This is a genomic window from Rhizorhabdus sp. (assembly GCF_018006725.1).
In the GTDB taxonomy this organism is placed as follows: domain Bacteria; phylum Pseudomonadota; class Alphaproteobacteria; order Sphingomonadales; family Sphingomonadaceae; genus Rhizorhabdus.
In genome coordinates this window covers 1-15,352 of the sequence record NZ_JAGMXV010000111.1, presented here as the reverse complement: position 1 = coordinate 15,352, position 15,352 = coordinate 1, and the positions used below count along the sequence as shown (strand labels likewise).

Genomic DNA, 15,352 nt, shown 5'->3' with positions numbered 1-15,352 from the left:
GAACTGCTGGGACTGCCGGACGGCGATCATAGCCAGTTGCGTCCGCTTTTCGAAGCGATCACGCGCGGCCATGACTTCGGATCGAACGAGCCGGAGCGGCAGCATGCCCGCTTTGCACAGACGGCCGTGTCGCGCTGGATCGGGGCGGGACTTGCTAGAGCGCGCGCAACGCCCATGAGCGAAGCGATCCGCGAGGTCGCGACTGCAGAGGGAATCGAGCCGGCACTCGTCGCTTATTGGGGCACCATGCTGCTCTACGCCGGCAGCGCCACCACCCGTGATCTCATCGCCAATGCGATCGGGTTGCTTATCGATAATCCGGCTGTGATCGAGCAGCTTGGCCGAGGAGCATTGTCTGTCGAGGCTGTGATCGAGGAGGTCCTGCGGTTCGAGGGGCCCGTGCGTGGTATCGGGCGGATTGCGACCGAGGATATGGAGATCGGCAGTCATAGCATCGCGCGAGGCGATCTCGTCTATCTGATGCTGGCGGATGCCAATCGTGACCCCGATCGGTTTTCAGATCCCGATCGCTTCGACCCCATGCGCAGCGATGGCGCGCATCTGGGCTTCGGATCGGGGGTGACGCATTGTCTGGGCGCTCATCTGGCGCGGCTGGAGACGCGGATCGTGCTCACGCGTTTGCGCCCGCTGCTTACAGACATCGTCAGGCTGTCCCCCGATGATTGGGGGACGACCCGGCTGTTGCGGCAACGCAAGACGCTGCGGATCGCCTTCCGGTTTGGGGTGAGAAAAAGGTAGGCGAGCCGTCGACGGGACGACTTGCAACATCGATAGCTAGGCAAATCGATGCTATGTGGATTTCTGGTTTTCCTGAGGAAAACTGGAGCGGGCGAAGGGATTCGAACCCTCGACCCCAACCTTGGCAAGGTTGTGCTCTACCCCTGAGCTACGCCCGCTCTGGCGCTGTCCGGCGGGCGATGCCTGCCGTCGAGGCGCGGCTATTAGCCCGGGTGTTTTGACACCGCAAGCCCAATTCTCGAAAAAAATGCAGGGCCTTGGCATTGGCCTCCACCCTCCCACATAAGGGGCCAGATTTCGGGCATTGGGAGAATCATCGGTGGCGACCCTGGGAATGAGCGCGGCGGATCGGGAAGCGGTCGAGGCGTTCCGCCGCGACGTCGTCGAGCCGTCGATGACCTCGCTCGTCATTCTCGATTTCTGGGCCGAATGGTGCGGCCCGTGCAAGGCGCTGGGCCCGATCCTCGACAAGGTCGCCGCCGACTATGGCGATAAGGGCGTCGTGCTGGTCAAGATCAACGTCGACGAGCAGAAGATGATCGCGTCGCAGTTCCGCGTGCAGTCGATCCCGACCGTCTATGCCCTGTTCCAGGGGCAGCTGGTCGCCGATCTGACGCCCGCGCGGACCGAAGGCCAGCTCAAGCAGATGCTCGACCAGATCCTCCGCCAGCTGCCGATCCAGGGTGCTGCCGCGAAGATGCATGAGGATATCGCTCCGCTGATCGCGATGGGCGAGGAGGTCCTGGAGGCTGGCGATATCGAACGCGCGCTCTCGATCTTCGGGCAGCTTGCCGAAATGGCGCCCGAGGATGCCGAGGTCATGGGCGGCATGGCCCGCGCGCTGGTGCAGGCGGGCGAGCTGGACGAGGCCGAAGCGGCGCTTGCGACGCTGCCGGCTGACAAGATGAAGGAAGCGCCCGTTGCGCGCGCCCAGGCGGCGATCGCGCTGGCGCGCGAGGCGCAGCCGGTCGACGATCTCGGCGGGCTCCGCGCGCAGGTCGCGGCCAATCCTGACGATCATGAGGCGCGCTTCGAACTGGCCGGCGGGCTGATGGCGGGCGGCGACCGCGATGGCGCGGCCGACAATCTGCTCGAGATCATCGCCCGCGACCGCGAGTGGAACGAGGGCGCCGCGCGCCAGCGTCTGCTCAAGCTGTTCGAGGTCGTCGGGCTGGAGGACCAGTGGGTCCGCGACCAGCGCCGCCGCCTCTCCGCGATTCTGTTCACCTGATCCGCCGGCGCATGGGCGAGCGTCTCTCCATCTTCCCGCTGGCGGGGGCGCTGCTCTTTCCGCGCGGCCATCTTCCGCTCCACATCTTCGAGCCGCGCTATCGGGCGATGGTGTCGGACTCGCTCGCCCGCGATCGGCGGATCGCGATGATCCAGCCGCGAGGCCCTGGCGAGCCTCCGCCCTTGTTCGACGTCGGCTGCGTCGGCCATATCCACGAGGTCGAACGGCTCGACGACGGACGCTTCAATCTGATCCTCGCCGGGCTGACGCGCTTCCGCATTCTGCGTGAGCTCGACGTGACGACGCCCTTCCGTCAGGTGGAGGCTGATCTGCAGGCGTTCGAGGACATCGCCGCGCCCGATGCCTTGCCGAGCATCGTTCGGGCCGAAATCGAGCGCGAGGCGCGCCGCTTTGCCGATGTGCGCGGAATCGCGGTCGACTGGACCGGAGTCAGCCGGCTCGATGACGAGACGCTGGTCAATGCGATCTGCGCACTGGCACCGTTCGACGTGGCTTCCAAGCAGGCGTTGCTGGAAGCAGAGACGCTGGAGGTGCGCGCAGACCTGCTGGCGCAAATCCTCGCCTTCTTCCGGCGGGGCGACGATGATGGGGCGACGCTGCAATGAGCGTCGATCCAGAGCTTCTCGCCATCCTCGTCTGTCCGGTGACGCGCACCCCGCTGCGCTATGACGAGGAACGGCAGGAACTGATCTCGGAGGCCGCAGGGCTCGCCTTCCCGATCCGCGAGGGGGTGCCGGTGATGCTCGTGGAAGAAGCCCGCCCGCTCTGAACGGGTGCGTTTCGGGCGGAGTTTAGATCGCCAGTCCTTCGAGCAGTTTGGGCAGCTTGCCCGTCTCGCCGCGCGCTTCGGCCATGAAGCGGCCCTTGAGTGGTCCGAGCCGCTGGACGGCGCCGAGTCCGATGCGGCGGACCGTGCGGGCCGCGCGGCCCTTTATGCCGAACAGACGGGTAAGCCCGTCGGTCGAAGCCGCCACCATGAAGCTGTCGAGGCTGCGCCAGCGCTGGTAGCGCGCGAGCAGTTGCGCGTCGCCGGGGTCGAGGCCGAGGCGCATGCCTTCGACCAGCACCTCGGTCAGCGCGGCCACGTCGCGATAGCCGAGATTGACGCCCTGACCCGCGATCGGGTGGATGCCGTGCGCTGCGTCGCCGACCAGGGCCAGCCGCGTGTCGGTTATGCGGGCGGCGTGGTGGAACCCAAGCGGATAGGAGGAGCGGGGGGAGGCGAGGCGGAAATCGCCGAGCAGTCCGCCCATGCGCTTCGCGGCTTCGGCCTGCCAGGCGCGGTCGGGCAGGCCGAGCATCGCCGGCGCATCCTTGGCCGAGACCGTCCAGACGATCGCGGAGCGATGCTCGCCTTCAGGCCCGTCGACCAGCGGCAGGATCGCGAAGGGACCCGACGGATAGAAGATCTCATAAGCGACATTGCCGTGCGGCTTGTCGTGGACGATCCCGGTAATCATCGCGACATGGCCGTAGCTCCAGCGCGCCACGGTGATGCCGGCCGCTTCCCGCGTCGGCGACTGGCGCCCCTCGGCGCCGATCAGCAGCGCGCCTTCGACGATGCGGCCGTCCGACAGCGTCACCGCCACGCCGTCGAGGTCGCGGCGGACGTCGACGGGCCGCAGCGGGCGCAGCAGCGTCAGCCCGTCCGCCGCCCGCGCGGCGGTATCGAGCGCGATGCGCAGGTCGCGATTCTCGAACATATGGCCGAGCGCGCCGTCGTCGGCGGGCGGCTCGAACATCAGCGCCTCGGGGCTGAGCCCGTCCTGCACGCTGATCGCATCGATCGCACAGCCTTTGCCGGCGAGAAACGCGCCGACGCCGATCGAATCGAGCATCCGCCAGGGCGCGCTGGCGACCGCAGAGGCGCGGCCGTCGAAGCCCGCCGCGAGCACGGCTTGCGGGTCGGCCGGGTCGATGACCGCCGCCTTGATTCCATGCTTGGAGAGAGCGATGCCGAGCGTCAGGCCGACCAGCCCTCCGCCCAGAATGATGACGTCCTGCCGTTCCATGCCCCCCGTCATAGGGCCAAGCGGTGGCGCGCGCCACCACTCCCGTCATGCCCCTTGGGACGGGGCTGCGCGACGAAGCGAAACGCGCCTCGCTTGACCGGGAGTCCGCGCTATGGGATTCTCCGTTCTGCATATTCATGCGGGCGCCGGTCGTCCCGCCGGCGGATGGAATCATGGCAAGTCGCAGCATCAGGATCGCAGGCGAAGACGAGACGCCGTCGGCGCCCCAGCCGACGGGCTGGCGCAACGCGCTGGCGGGCATGGGGCGTCGCGCCGGGGCCCTGCTGGCCGCTCTGGCGCTGATCGCCGGCACGATCGCGCTCGGTTTCGTTCTGGCCAGCTATCATGTCACCGACCCGTCGCTGAACACCGCCGCCGGCGGGCCGCCCAAAAATGTCTTCGGGCCTGTCGGTGCCTGGATCGCCGATCTGGGCCTGAGCCTCTTCGGCCCTGCTATCGCACTCGTCCTCCCGCTCGGCTTCGTCTGGGGGCTGCGGATGTGGCGCGCACACCCGGTCGGACGCTGGGGCCGGTCGATCGCGATCGCCTTGTGCGCCATCGCGCTGATGGGGGTTGGCCTCGCGCTTTTCCGGGGCGGCTCGGTGGCGGGGCTTCCGGCCGGCTATGGCGGCAGCCTCGGTCTCGGCGGTGCGGCGCTGGTCGGTTATGGCCTCGATCAGATCGCTGATCCGATGGTCGCCAATGGCGTCCGGCTGGGGAGTGCGGCACTGCTGGCCATCCTCGGCCTGTCGCTCTGGATATGGGGGCTCGGGCTGGAGGCGGACGAGCGCGACTGGCTGCTGCGGCGCGGCGCCCATGCGCGCCGCCCCGCCGAGCCGTTCGACGTGGACGACGAGGATGCGCCCTTCGACGAGACCGACATCAGCACGATCGACCGCGATCCGGTGCCGGTGCGTCCTCCGCGCCATGCCCCGATCGAGGAGGATGCCGAGCTTGCCCCGCCGCCGGTCATTGCCGATCGCAAGAAGGCGGCCGCACCGTCGGCCAAGGCGGTCGCACGCGAACGGCAGAGCTCGCTGCCACTGGGCGATACCTACAAGCTGCCCAGCCTCTCGCTGCTTTCGCCGCCGCCGCCCGCTACCAACAAGACGATCGACAAGGCCGCACTGGAGCGCAACGCCCGCCTGCTGGAAACCGTGCTCGACGACTTCAACGTTAAGGGCCGGATCGTCGAGATCCGCCCCGGCCCGGTCGTCACCATGTACGAGCTGGAGCCGGCTGCCGGCATCAAAGCCAGCCGCGTGATCGCGCTGGCCGACGACATCGCGCGCAACATGTCCGCGCTGTCGGCGCGTATCGCGGTCATTCCGGGCCGGACGGTGATCGGTATCGAACTGCCCAATGCGAAGCGCGAGACCGTCTCGCTGTCCGAACTGATCGCCAGCGACGCCTTTGAGGAAGCTGCCACCGGCCTTGCGCTGGTGCTGGGCAAGAATATCGGCGGCGATCCGGTGATCGCCGATCTCGCGCCGATGCCGCATCTGCTGGTCGCGGGCACCACCGGCTCGGGCAAATCGGTCGGCATCAACTCGATGATCCTCTCGCTGCTCTACCGGCTGACGCCCGAACAGTGCCGGATGATCATGATCGATCCGAAGATGCTCGAACTGAGCATCTACGACGACATTCCCCACCTCCTGTCGCCGGTGGTGACCGAACCGCAAAAGGCGGTGCGCGCGCTCAAATGGGCGGTCGAGCAGATGGAGGACCGCTACCGGATGATGTCCTCGGTCGGGGTGCGCGGCCTCGCGAGCTTCAACGAGCGGGTCCGCGCGGCCAAGGCCAAGGGTCAGCCGCTCGGCCGTCGCATCCAGACCGGCTATGACGCCGAGACCGGCCAGCCGATCTACGAGGAAGAGAAGCTCGAATTCGATCCGCTGCCGCAGATCGTGGTCATCGTCGACGAACTCGCCGACCTGATGATGACGGCGGGCAAGGAGGTCGAGTTCCTGATCCAGCGGCTGGCACAGAAGGCGCGCGCGGCCGGCATTCACCTGATCATGGCGACGCAGCGGCCGTCGGTCGACGTCATCACCGGCGTGATCAAGGCCAATCTGCCGACCCGGATCAGCTTCCAGGTCACCAGCAAGATCGACAGCCGCACCATCTTGGGCGAGCAGGGCGCCGAGCAACTGCTCGGCAAGGGCGACATGCTGTACATGCCGGGCGGCAAGCAGATCGTCCGCGTCCACGGCCCGTTCGTGTCCGACGACGAGGTGCGCGCGGTCGCCGACCATTGGCGCTCGCAGGGTACCCCAGACTATATCCAGGCGGTCACCGAGGAGCCCGAAGATGGCGGCTTCGCGATGGAGGGCGGCCCCACCGGTCCCGACGATCCCGAAACGCAGGCCTATCGCCGGTCGATCCAGCTGGTGGTCGAGAACCGCAAGGCGTCGACCAGCTGGCTCCAGCGGCAGCTGCGGGTGGGCTATAATTCGGCGGCGCGGCTGATCGAGCGACTGGAAAAGGACGGGATCGTGTCGCAGCCCGATCATGTCGGGCGGCGTGAGGTGCTGGTCGACGTCGCCGACCTGGGGCGGTTCCTGAACTGAGCCGCACCGCGCATCGCCTGTGATGCCGATCACCGCAGGCCATGCGAATCGGTGCGATGAAGGGAGCATGAAGCTGCTCCCGCTCCTGCTCGGCCTGACCGTGCTTCCGTCCGCCCTGTCTGCGCAGGGCCTGCCGATCGATTTCGATGTCGATGCGGTCGTCGCCGAACGGGCGCAGCAGGAGGCCACGCTCGCGACGAAGGACGATGCCGGGGCCGCCCCCCGTTCCGTCCGGCTGGGCGAACGTCGTCCGTTGCAGGCCGATGAGGCGCCGACACCAGCCCTTTCGCCCCAGCCCGCCCAGCCCGAAGGCTGAACCAGCCATCGGGCTTTTGCACAATCCCGCTTTGCCTGGTGGCCATCTCTTGCCATAGGCACGCGCCATGACCGACCCGGCGGCTCTGCCCATCTGCGTCGCGGCGCTATACCGCTTCGCGCGCTTCGACGATCCCGAAGCGGTGCGCGTACCGCTGGCTGCGCGCTGCGGGGAGTTGGGGATCAGGGGCACGCTGCTCGTCGCGCGCGAGGGTCTGAACGGGACCATCGCCGGGACCGACACCGCGATCGCCGCGATCGTCGACCATATCCGTTCGATCCCCGGCTGTGCCGATATCGAGGTCAAATATTCGCGCGCGGCGGCGATGCCTTTCCACCGGATGAAAGTTCGGCCGAAGCGCGAGATCGTGACGATGGGGCAGCCCAACATCGATCCGCTCGAAGGGGTCGGCCATTATGTCGAGCCGGAGGACTGGAACGCGCTGATCGCCGATCCCGAGGTGGTCGTCATCGACACGCGCAACGACTACGAGGTCGCGATCGGCAGCTTTGCCGGCGCGATCGACCCCAAGACGCCCAGCTTCCGTGACTTCCCCGCCTGGTTCCGGGCCGAGCGCGAGCGGCTGGCGGGGGAAGGCAAGGCGGCACCGCGCGTCGCCATGTTCTGCACCGGCGGCATACGCTGCGAAAAGGCGACGGCCTTCGTGAAGGCCGAGGGGATCGAGGATGTCTATCACCTCAAGGGTGGCATCCTGAAATATCTGGAGACGGTCGACCCCGCCGACAGCCTGTGGGAGGGCGAATGCTTCGTCTTCGACCAGCGGGTTGCGGTCGGCCATGGTCTCGCACCCGGCAGCCACAGCCTGTGCTTCGCCTGCCGCCGGCCGGTCAGCCCCGATGACCGGCAGTCGCCGCTCTATGTCGAGGGTGCGTCCTGCCCCGCCTGCCATGACGAGCGCGACGAGGACCAGCGCCGCCGCTATGCCGAGCGCAACCGGCAGGAGCGCCTCGCCGCCCAGCGCGGCGTCGCCCATGTCGGTGCCGTGCTGCCCGTGGCCGATGACCGCGCTGCCGATCCTCTATAGTTTCCGCCGCTGCCCCTATGCGATGCGGGCGCGGATGGCGCTATTCGCATCAGGGCAGCGCTGCGAGATCCGCGAGGTGAAGCTGTCCGCGAAGCCGCCCGAACTGGCGGCGGCATCGCCGAAGGCGACGGTCCCCGTGCTGTGCCTGCCCGACGGCAGGGTGATCGACGAAAGCGTCGATATCATGCGCTGGGCCTTGGACCAGGCCGATCCCGAAGCCTGGGTCGACCGCGACGATCCGGCACTGACCGCGGCCAATGACGGGGAGTTCAAGCATCATCTGGACCGCTACAAATATCCCGAGCGCCATGGCAGCGACGCGGCGATGCACCGGGCCGAGGGGCTGAGGCTGCTCGGTCGACTGGAGCGGCGTCTGGTCGACCAGCCCTGGCTGTGCGGCGATCGGCGTGGTCTTGCCGATATCGCCCTCTTTGCCTTCGTGCGACAGTTCGCCGAGGTCGATCGGGTGTGGTTCGATGCGCAGCCTTTGCCGGAGGTCCAGCGCTGGCTCGCCGGACTGATCGGGAGCGATCTCTTCGCCGGGATCATGGTTCGCTTGGCGCCCTGGAAGGCCGGCGACGTCCCGATCCTCTTTCCAGCCTAGTTCAAGGCTTGGCCGGCGGCGCCGGGTCGGGCGGGTTGTGCTTTTCGACGAAGGCCACCGAGGCCTTGAGCATTGCCAGCCGCGTCTCGCCCCTCGACAGCCAGTGATCCTCGCCTTCGAGCTTGATGAACTCGTGCGGCTTGCCCGCGCGCGACAGGGCCGCCGCCATCTGGCGGCTCTGGTCGAAGGGCACGACGATGTCGTCGACGCCGTGGATCAGCAGGATGGGCGCATCGGCGCGTTCGGCGAAGTTGGCGGGGGAAACCGCCTTCATGTCCCGGCCTGTGCCGACCTCGGTGCGCAAGGCACGTATGACGGTGCGGTTCTGCCCGCTCGCGCGGATATTGGTGGAAAGCATGCGGGCTACGTCTGCGACGCCCGCAACGGAAACTGCGCAGCGGTAAAGACCCTGCTGCAGCGTGACACCCGCCAGCGCCGCATAGCCGCCATAGCTGGCGCCGACGATGCACACGCGCTTCGGATCGATGATGCCCTGCCGCGCGAGATCGGCGACCCCGTCCGAAATGTCGGTCTGTATCTTGCGGCCCCATTCGCCGCGGCCGGCAAGCCGGAAGGCAGGGCCCAGTCCTTCAGACCCCCGGAAGTTGGGCTGCAATACGGCATAGCCTCGCGATGCATAGGCCTGCGCCCACCAGTCGAACACGGGGTAGTCGCGTGCGGCAGGGCCACCATGGGGCAGGACGATAAGCGGCAGATTGCGCTCGCTCCGCCCTGACGGCAGGGTCAGGACCGCCCCGATCTCGAGGCCATCGCCCGCCTTGTAGCGGATCAACCGCATCGGTCCCACGTCGCCTATATTGATCGCATAGCTGCTGCCCAGCGGTTCGGCGCGCCCTGTCTTGATGTCGACGACCCAGTAGCTCTGAGGGTCGCCCGGCCCGTCGGTACGAACGATCATTTTGTCGAAGCTGGTATTGGCGTCGATCAGGCGCACCGTAGCGCCGGGAAAGGCCCGGCGGGCTGCGGCCATGCGCTTTTCATGCCGCTCGTCGAAAAAATGATCTTCCTGGATATCCGCGTCACGGGTGTAGCCAACGGTCAGCCGGCTTCGGTCGTGGGTAATCAGCCGTTCAGCATATTCGTCAGGCAGCAGTTCGACGGGCGTTCCACCGGTCAGCGGCACTTCGAAAACCTTGCGCCGCCCCTCTGAGTCCTCGTCGACATAAGTCACGGTGCCTGCGGAGCGCCCCAGGCTGAGCAGCGAGACGTCGCCCAGCGGGGAGCGGCCGCTTGCGATCTTCTGACGCTGTCCATTGTAGAGCGTCCAGTCGCCCCGGTCTTCTTCATAGTCGAGAAAGGCAGCGAGGCTGCCGTCAGCGGCGACGACCCAGTCGCGCGACGTCGAATCCGATGGCGCTCGGTTCGATACGAGGCGCGCCTTTTGCGTCTGCAGGTCGACCTCGTACAGTTCGGCCTTGGTGCTCTTGAGCATGAAATCATAGCCAGACCGCTCCAGCGTGATTCCGCCGAAATAGCCGTACCAGCGCCCGTCCCGCTCGATGGCTCCATAATAGCCGCGCACACCGCCGGTGATGCGGTCCTCTTTCTGGAAGATCGTCCAGGGTGCGCCCTTGCCCAGGTTGACGACGACCATGTTGCTGAGTTCGGTCTTGTCGGTCGTGAAGCCGAAGCCGAGAGCATAGGTGCTGGTGGTGTGGATCAGCAGGATTTCGTCGCCCGCCCAGTGGATCGCGCGCAGCTTGTAGTCGCCGACCTCGACCGATGAGAGCAGCTTTCGGTTCGCGTCGGTCACCAGCAACTGGCGCTTGCCCTGGAACATGCCGATCACTGCGATCCGCTCGCCCGAGGGCGACATGGCGGTCATCTCCAGCGTCGGCAGCTTGCCATAGACGTCGATCGGAGGGGCGGCGGCGGCCGGAATACAAGCCAGCATCAGACATATGGCCATAAGCCGCGCGAACCACGAGAAGACGATCATTGCTGCCCCCTTAGGAGCCCTATCGATAGCTGCGCGGCTGGCGGCGGCCAGCCCATATTGCTCCGATTCGGAGCAATCGGCCGGCTATTCGGCGGCTTCGGGCAGCGAGGCGGCGGTGGTCCAGCCGAGGCGGGGGATGTTGATCGAGCGCTTGCCCGACAGGTCGGTGCGCAGGACGAAGATGCCCTGCTCCTCCATATAGGCGATCAGCCGGCGGACGCGGCCGAGCGAATGGGTGCCATAGACCTGCGCCATCACGGTGTCGGACGGCGCTTCCTGCCCGTCGCGCGCGGCGCGGGCGACCAGCAGGAAGGGGGCGAGCATGTCGTCGGGCAGCGAGGCGCCGATCGCCATCGCGTCGAGCCAGCCTTCGTCGAGTTCGCCATAAAGGCCGGCGCGCGCCATGGCGAGACGACGGCGGAAGCCAGCGAGATCGAGCCCGGGGCTCGTCAGGCGCTGCATCCGGCAGCGCACCGCGAAGTCCTGGAACAGCACGGCGGGCTGGCGATAGGTCGCCTCGGGATCCTCGACCATTTCGCGCAGCACGGCGTCGATCACGGCCTCGCGCTCCTCGTCGGGCATAGCGGGGCCACCCGGCGCGGCCGATGGCGTCAGCACCGGGCCCGAACGGCTTATCGCGCGGAGCAGGTCGTCGCTGGTCGGCACAGGTGCGCGCGGCGGCGGTGGCACGACGGGCAGGTCGTCGCCCGGTGCGAACAGCAGGCCCTGCAGATCCTCGGGCGGGGCGGAGGGCAGGGGGACCAGCTTGGGGCTGCCACTGCGCGCGGATGTCTGCACCGCGCCGACGGTCACCGCGATAGGGCGGCGAGACACCGCCGGGCCGAGCGCGAGGAACTGGCCGCGCGGTAGGTCGCGGATTGTCTCGGCCTGGCGGCGATCCATGCCAAGCAGATCGGCCGCGCGCGCCATGTCGATGTCGAGGAAGGTGCGCCCCATCATGAAGTTCGAGGCTTCGGCCGCGACATTCTTGGCGAGCTTGGCCAGCCGCTGGGTGGCGATCACGCCCGCCAGGCCGCGCTTGCGACCGCGGCACATCAAATTGGTCATCGCACCGAGCGATGCGCGGCGCGCCTCGTCCGACACTTCGCCGGCAACGGCGGGAGCGAACAGCTGCGCCTCGTCGACGACGACCAGCGCGGGATACCAGAAATCGCGCGGGGCATCGAACAGGGCCGACAGGAAGGTCGCCGCACAGCGCATCTGCTGTTCGATCTCGAGTTCGTCGAGCGCCAGCACCACCGAGACGCGATGTTCGCGGATGCGGTTGGCGAGGCGGACGATCTCGGCCTCGCTATGGTCGAAGGCCTGGATGACGACATGGCCGAAGCGATCGGCGAGGGTGACGAAATCGCCTTCCGGGTCGACCACGACCTGCTGGACGACATTGGCCGATTCCTCGAGCAGCCGGCGCAGCAGATGCGACTTTCCCGAACCCGAATTGCCCTGCACGAGCAGGCGGGTGGCGAGCAGCTCCTCCACGTCGAAATGGACCGACTGGCCCGGGCCGCTGGTGCCGATGTCGATTCGTGCGGTCACGTGGGGTGTCTGGCGGATCGAAGGCCCCTTGTTCAAGCCGCCTGCGGCAGAAAGCTGTGGATGACTCGCCTTTGCCGTCGGGTCGCGCGTCGTCGGCGGGGATGACGATCCCGGCCCCGGCCGCTATATCGGCGCGATGACCGACATTGCAGACCTGACCCGCGTCCCCAGCACCTCGCTGGCGATCGCAGACCAAGACGCCCATGGCTTCGCGCAGGCGATCGGGCGCTCGTTCGAGCGCTTCGGTTTCGCCGTGGTGGCCGATCACGGCATCCCGGCCGACCTGATCGCGCGCGCGGAAGCGGCAGCCAAGGCGTTCTTCGCGCTGCCGGAGGATGTGAAGCGCGGCTATCATGTCGCGGGCGGCGGCGGTCAGCGCGGCTACACGCCCTTCCGGGTCGAGACCGCCAAGGACGCGACCGAAGCCGACCTCAAGGAGTTCTGGCATGTCGGCCGGGAGCTGCCCGCCGGGCATGTCTATGCCGACCAGATGCCGGCCAATCTCTGGCCGCAGGAGGTCGCCAACTTCCGCCAGACCTATCTCGACCTGTTTGCCGCCTTCGAGCAGACCGGCGCCCGCATATTGTCGGCGATTGCGCTCTACCTCGACCTGCCGGCGGATTTCTTCGTCGATGCAGTGCGCGACGGCAATTCGATCCTGCGGCTGCTGCATTACCCGCCGATCGGTCCCGATGCGCCGGGGATCCGGGCCGGCGCGCATGAGGATATCAACACGATCACGCTGTTGCTCGGCGCCGAGGAGGGCGGGCTGCAACTGCTGGATCGCGACGGCCGCTGGCTGGCGGTCGACATCGCGCCGGGCGAACTGGTGGTGAACATCGGCGACATGCTCCAGCGGCTGACCAATGGCCGCCTGCCGTCGACCAGCCACCGCGTGATGAACCCGCCGCCCGAGCGGCGCGGCTTCGCGCGCTATTCGATGCCCTTCTTCCTGCATTTCCGGCCCGACTATCTGATCGAGACGCTGCCGCAGACGATCACAGCCGATCGGCCCAATCGTTTCCCCGAGCCGATTACCGCCAATGATTATCTGCTCGAGCGGCTGCGCGAGATTAAGCTGATCTGATCGCGCGGAGCAGTCTCGCAATGGGCGCGTGAGAATTCACGCTTTCCCTCGCGGCGGAAGCTGGGTTAGCCTGTTCTCCTAAAAGGGGATTCCGGAAATGCGCCTGACCACCAGCCTCACTGCTCTTGCCATCGCGCTCGCGCCGTTCGCGGCGCACGCTGCCGACAGGAAGAAGGACGAAGAGGCGGCTGCCGCGCCCGCACCGGTGCCGCCGCCTACTGTCTCGGTTACCAAGCATAAGGGCGTCTTCGGCGGCCAGTCGATCGCCTACACGGCGACCACGGGCGAAACCTACCTGAACGACAAGGATGGCAAGCCGGCGGCAGCGATCTTCTCGACCGCCTATGTCCGCGACGGCGGCGATCCGAAAACCCGGCCGGTCACGTTCCTCTATAATGGCGGCCCCGGTTCGGGCTCGCTCTGGCTGCACATGGGCGCCTTCGGCCCGAAGCGCGTCGTGCTGCCCGATGCGAAGGACGACGGCGCGCCGCCCTATCCGCTGGTCGACAACCCCGAGAGCCTGCTCGACGTCACCGACATGGTGTTCATCGATCCGGTCGGTACCGGTTTCTCGCACACGCTCGGCGGCAAGGACCCCAAGGATTATTGGGGCGTGTCGTCCGACGCCAGGTCGATCTCCGAGTTCATCCGCAAATGGCTCAGTGAGAATGGCCGCTGGGCGTCGCCCAAATATATCGGCGGCGAAAGCTATGGCACCACCCGCTCGGTCGCGCTGATCAACGAGCTGGAGGGCAGCTACAACGACGTCGCGGTCAATGGGATCATCCTGATCTCGACCATCCTAGACTTCGCGGCGCCGGCCGAGGTGCAGGGCAATGAAATGCCCTATATTCTCAACCTGCCGTCGATGACGACGACGGCCTGGTATCATCGCAAGCTGCCCAACCCGACCGCGACCGTCGCCGAGGCGGCAGCGCAGGCGCGGGCCTTCGCGATCGGGCCTTATGCGGCGGCGCTGCTCAAGGGCAACCAGCTGGGCGCAGAGGAGCGCGCTTCGGTCCGCGCCGAACTGTCGCGGCTCACCGGCCTGTCCGAGCAGTTTCTCGACAACGCCAATCTGCGCGTGACGCCGGGCCGCTTCTACAAGGAGCTTCTGCGCGATCGCGGTCTGACCGTGGGTCGGCTCGATTCCCGCTACACGGGCATCGACTATGACCGCGCGGGCGAGGAGGGGGACAACGACCCGAGTTTCTATGGGATCGACGCCTCCTACACATCGGCCGTGAACAGCTATCTGCGCGGCGACCTGAAATATGCGACCGACCGCCAATATGTGACGATCGGCGGGGTGCGCGGGTGGGACTGGAAGCTCGAGGGGCAGGGTGGTCGCGACGGTGAGGTCTATGTCAACGTCGCGCCCTATCTCGGCCGGGCCCTGCGCGAGAATAGCGGGCTGCGCGTGTTCGTCGGTCAGGGCTATTATGACTTCGCGACGCCCTTCTTCGGCGCCGAATATTCGCTGAACCGGCCGGGCTTCGACCCGGCTCGGATCCAGTTCCATTATTATGATGCCGGCCACATGATGTATGTCCGGCAGGAAGACCTGCGCAAACTGAGCGCCGACGTGAAGGCGTTCATCCGCGCGCGTTGATGCCCGTCAAATAGCGGGAGCAGGCCCCTCCCGGCGGGGAGGGGTCAGCCCCGGCCGCGATAGCCGGGAACGCCCTGGTCGGGCACCCACAGACCTTCGGGCGCCGGGCCCGACTGCCAGAAGACGTCGATCGGTATGCCGCCGCGCGGATACCAGTAGCCGCCGATCCGCAGCCAGTGGGGCTTCATCTCGTCGAACAGCCGCTGGCCGATGCCGACGGTGCAGTCCTCGTGGAAGCCCGCATGGTTGCGGAAGGACCCGAGGAACAGCTTGAGCGACTTGGATTCGACGATCGTCTCGGCCGGAGCATAGTCGATCACGAGATGCGCGAAATCGGGCTGGCCGGTTACCGGGCAGAGCGATGTGAACTCGGGCGCGGCGAAGCGCACCATATAGAGACCCTTGCGCGGGTTGGGCACATAATCGAGGATCGCTTCCTCGGGCGTGGCCGGAAGCGTGCTGGTCTGGCCGAGATGGAGCGGTTTGGACATGCGGCGCCCTTAGCGAAGCGCTGGCGGGATCGCCATATCTGTATGAAAATTGCAAATATGGGCATCAGGAACAAATATACTTGC

14 protein-coding genes and 1 tRNA gene are annotated in these 15,352 nt (G+C 67.0%); 10 read left to right on the top strand and 5 right to left on the bottom strand.

The annotated features are described in order from the left end of the window. Positions 1-759: cytochrome P450 (locus tag KAY22_RS15500; RefSeq protein WP_296624319.1), on the top strand; the 759-nt coding region annotated here is incomplete at its 5' end. An 83-nt stretch (positions 760-842) separates the two neighbouring features. Here the strand turns inward: KAY22_RS15500 and KAY22_RS15495 are convergent. After that, positions 843-917 (bottom strand) — tRNA-Gly (locus KAY22_RS15495). Between the two features lie 176 nt (positions 918-1,093). Between KAY22_RS15495 and KAY22_RS15490 the strand changes: the two genes are divergently transcribed. From KAY22_RS15490 to KAY22_RS15480, 3 genes are read left to right on the top strand one after another with little or no spacing between them, the layout of a single operon-like run. After that, complete coding sequence (locus KAY22_RS15490) at positions 1,094-1,990, top strand: tetratricopeptide repeat protein (RefSeq protein ID WP_296624320.1); 897 nt, start codon at positions 1,094-1,096, stop codon at positions 1,988-1,990. Between the two features lie 11 nt (positions 1,991-2,001). Beyond that, entirely contained in the window at positions 2,002-2,616 is a 615-nt protein-coding gene (locus tag KAY22_RS15485) for an LON peptidase substrate-binding domain-containing protein (RefSeq protein WP_296624318.1), read from the top strand. Next, on the top strand, positions 2,613-2,780 hold the full coding sequence (locus KAY22_RS15480; RefSeq protein ID WP_296624317.1) for a Trm112 family protein: 168 nt from the start codon (positions 2,613-2,615) through the stop codon (positions 2,778-2,780). Before KAY22_RS15485 ends, KAY22_RS15480 begins: the two co-directional genes overlap by 4 nt. Before the next feature lie 22 nt (positions 2,781-2,802). On the opposite strand, the gene KAY22_RS15475 is transcribed toward KAY22_RS15480, so the two are convergent. Then, positions 2,803-4,023, bottom strand: a complete 1,221-nt coding sequence (locus KAY22_RS15475; protein WP_296624316.1) for an FAD-dependent monooxygenase — start codon at positions 4,021-4,023, stop codon at positions 2,803-2,805. A 173-nt stretch (positions 4,024-4,196) separates the two neighbouring features. Here KAY22_RS15475 and KAY22_RS15470 point away from each other — a divergent pair, with 173 nt between their 5' ends. From KAY22_RS15470 to KAY22_RS15455, 4 genes are all read left to right on the top strand, one after another. Beyond that, complete coding sequence (locus KAY22_RS15470; protein WP_296624315.1) at positions 4,197-6,596, top strand: DNA translocase FtsK 4TM domain-containing protein; 2,400 nt, start codon at positions 4,197-4,199, stop codon at positions 6,594-6,596. 67 nt (positions 6,597-6,663) lie between these two features. Beyond that, positions 6,664-6,912, top strand: a complete 249-nt coding sequence (locus tag KAY22_RS15465) for a hypothetical protein (protein WP_296624314.1) — start codon at positions 6,664-6,666, stop codon at positions 6,910-6,912. A 67-nt stretch (positions 6,913-6,979) separates the two neighbouring features. After that, on the top strand, positions 6,980-7,957 hold the full coding sequence (locus KAY22_RS15460) for a rhodanese-related sulfurtransferase (protein ID WP_296624313.1): 978 nt from the start codon (positions 6,980-6,982) through the stop codon (positions 7,955-7,957). Beyond that, entirely contained in the window at positions 7,932-8,561 is a 630-nt protein-coding gene (locus tag KAY22_RS15455; protein ID WP_296624312.1) for a glutathione S-transferase, read from the top strand. The genes KAY22_RS15460 and KAY22_RS15455 overlap by 26 nt, the downstream gene beginning before the upstream one ends. A gap of 1 nt (position 8,562) precedes the next feature. Here the strand turns inward: KAY22_RS15455 and KAY22_RS15450 are convergent, their stop codons facing one another. Beyond that, positions 8,563-10,521 carry a S9 family peptidase gene (locus tag KAY22_RS15450; RefSeq protein WP_296624311.1) on the bottom strand — a complete coding sequence of 653 codons (1,959 nt, stop codon included), beginning with the start codon at positions 10,519-10,521 and terminating at the stop codon, positions 8,563-8,565. Between the two features lie 84 nt (positions 10,522-10,605). Next, positions 10,606-12,078: an ATP-binding protein gene (locus tag KAY22_RS15445; RefSeq protein ID WP_296624310.1), complete on the bottom strand. Its 1,473-nt coding sequence runs from the start codon at positions 12,076-12,078 to the stop codon at positions 10,606-10,608. A gap of 136 nt (positions 12,079-12,214) precedes the next feature. Between KAY22_RS15445 and KAY22_RS15440 the strand changes: the two genes are divergently transcribed. Together KAY22_RS15440 and KAY22_RS15435 are read left to right on the top strand one after the other, a co-directional pair. Continuing rightward, complete coding sequence (locus KAY22_RS15440; protein WP_296624309.1) at positions 12,215-13,165, top strand: 2-oxoglutarate and iron-dependent oxygenase domain-containing protein; 951 nt, start codon at positions 12,215-12,217, stop codon at positions 13,163-13,165. Between the two features lie 97 nt (positions 13,166-13,262). Continuing rightward, the gene (locus KAY22_RS15435; RefSeq protein ID WP_296624308.1) at positions 13,263-14,777 is read left to right on the top strand and encodes a peptidase S10; all 1,515 of its coding nucleotides are present in this window, start codon (positions 13,263-13,265) and stop codon (positions 14,775-14,777) included. 44 nt (positions 14,778-14,821) lie between these two features. Here KAY22_RS15435 and queF read toward each other — a convergent pair whose 3' ends face one another. Next, positions 14,822-15,268, bottom strand: coding sequence for a preQ(1) synthase (gene queF / locus KAY22_RS15430; RefSeq protein WP_296624307.1), 447 nt, complete (start codon positions 15,266-15,268; stop codon positions 14,822-14,824). Positions 15,269-15,352: the final 84 nt, after the last annotated feature.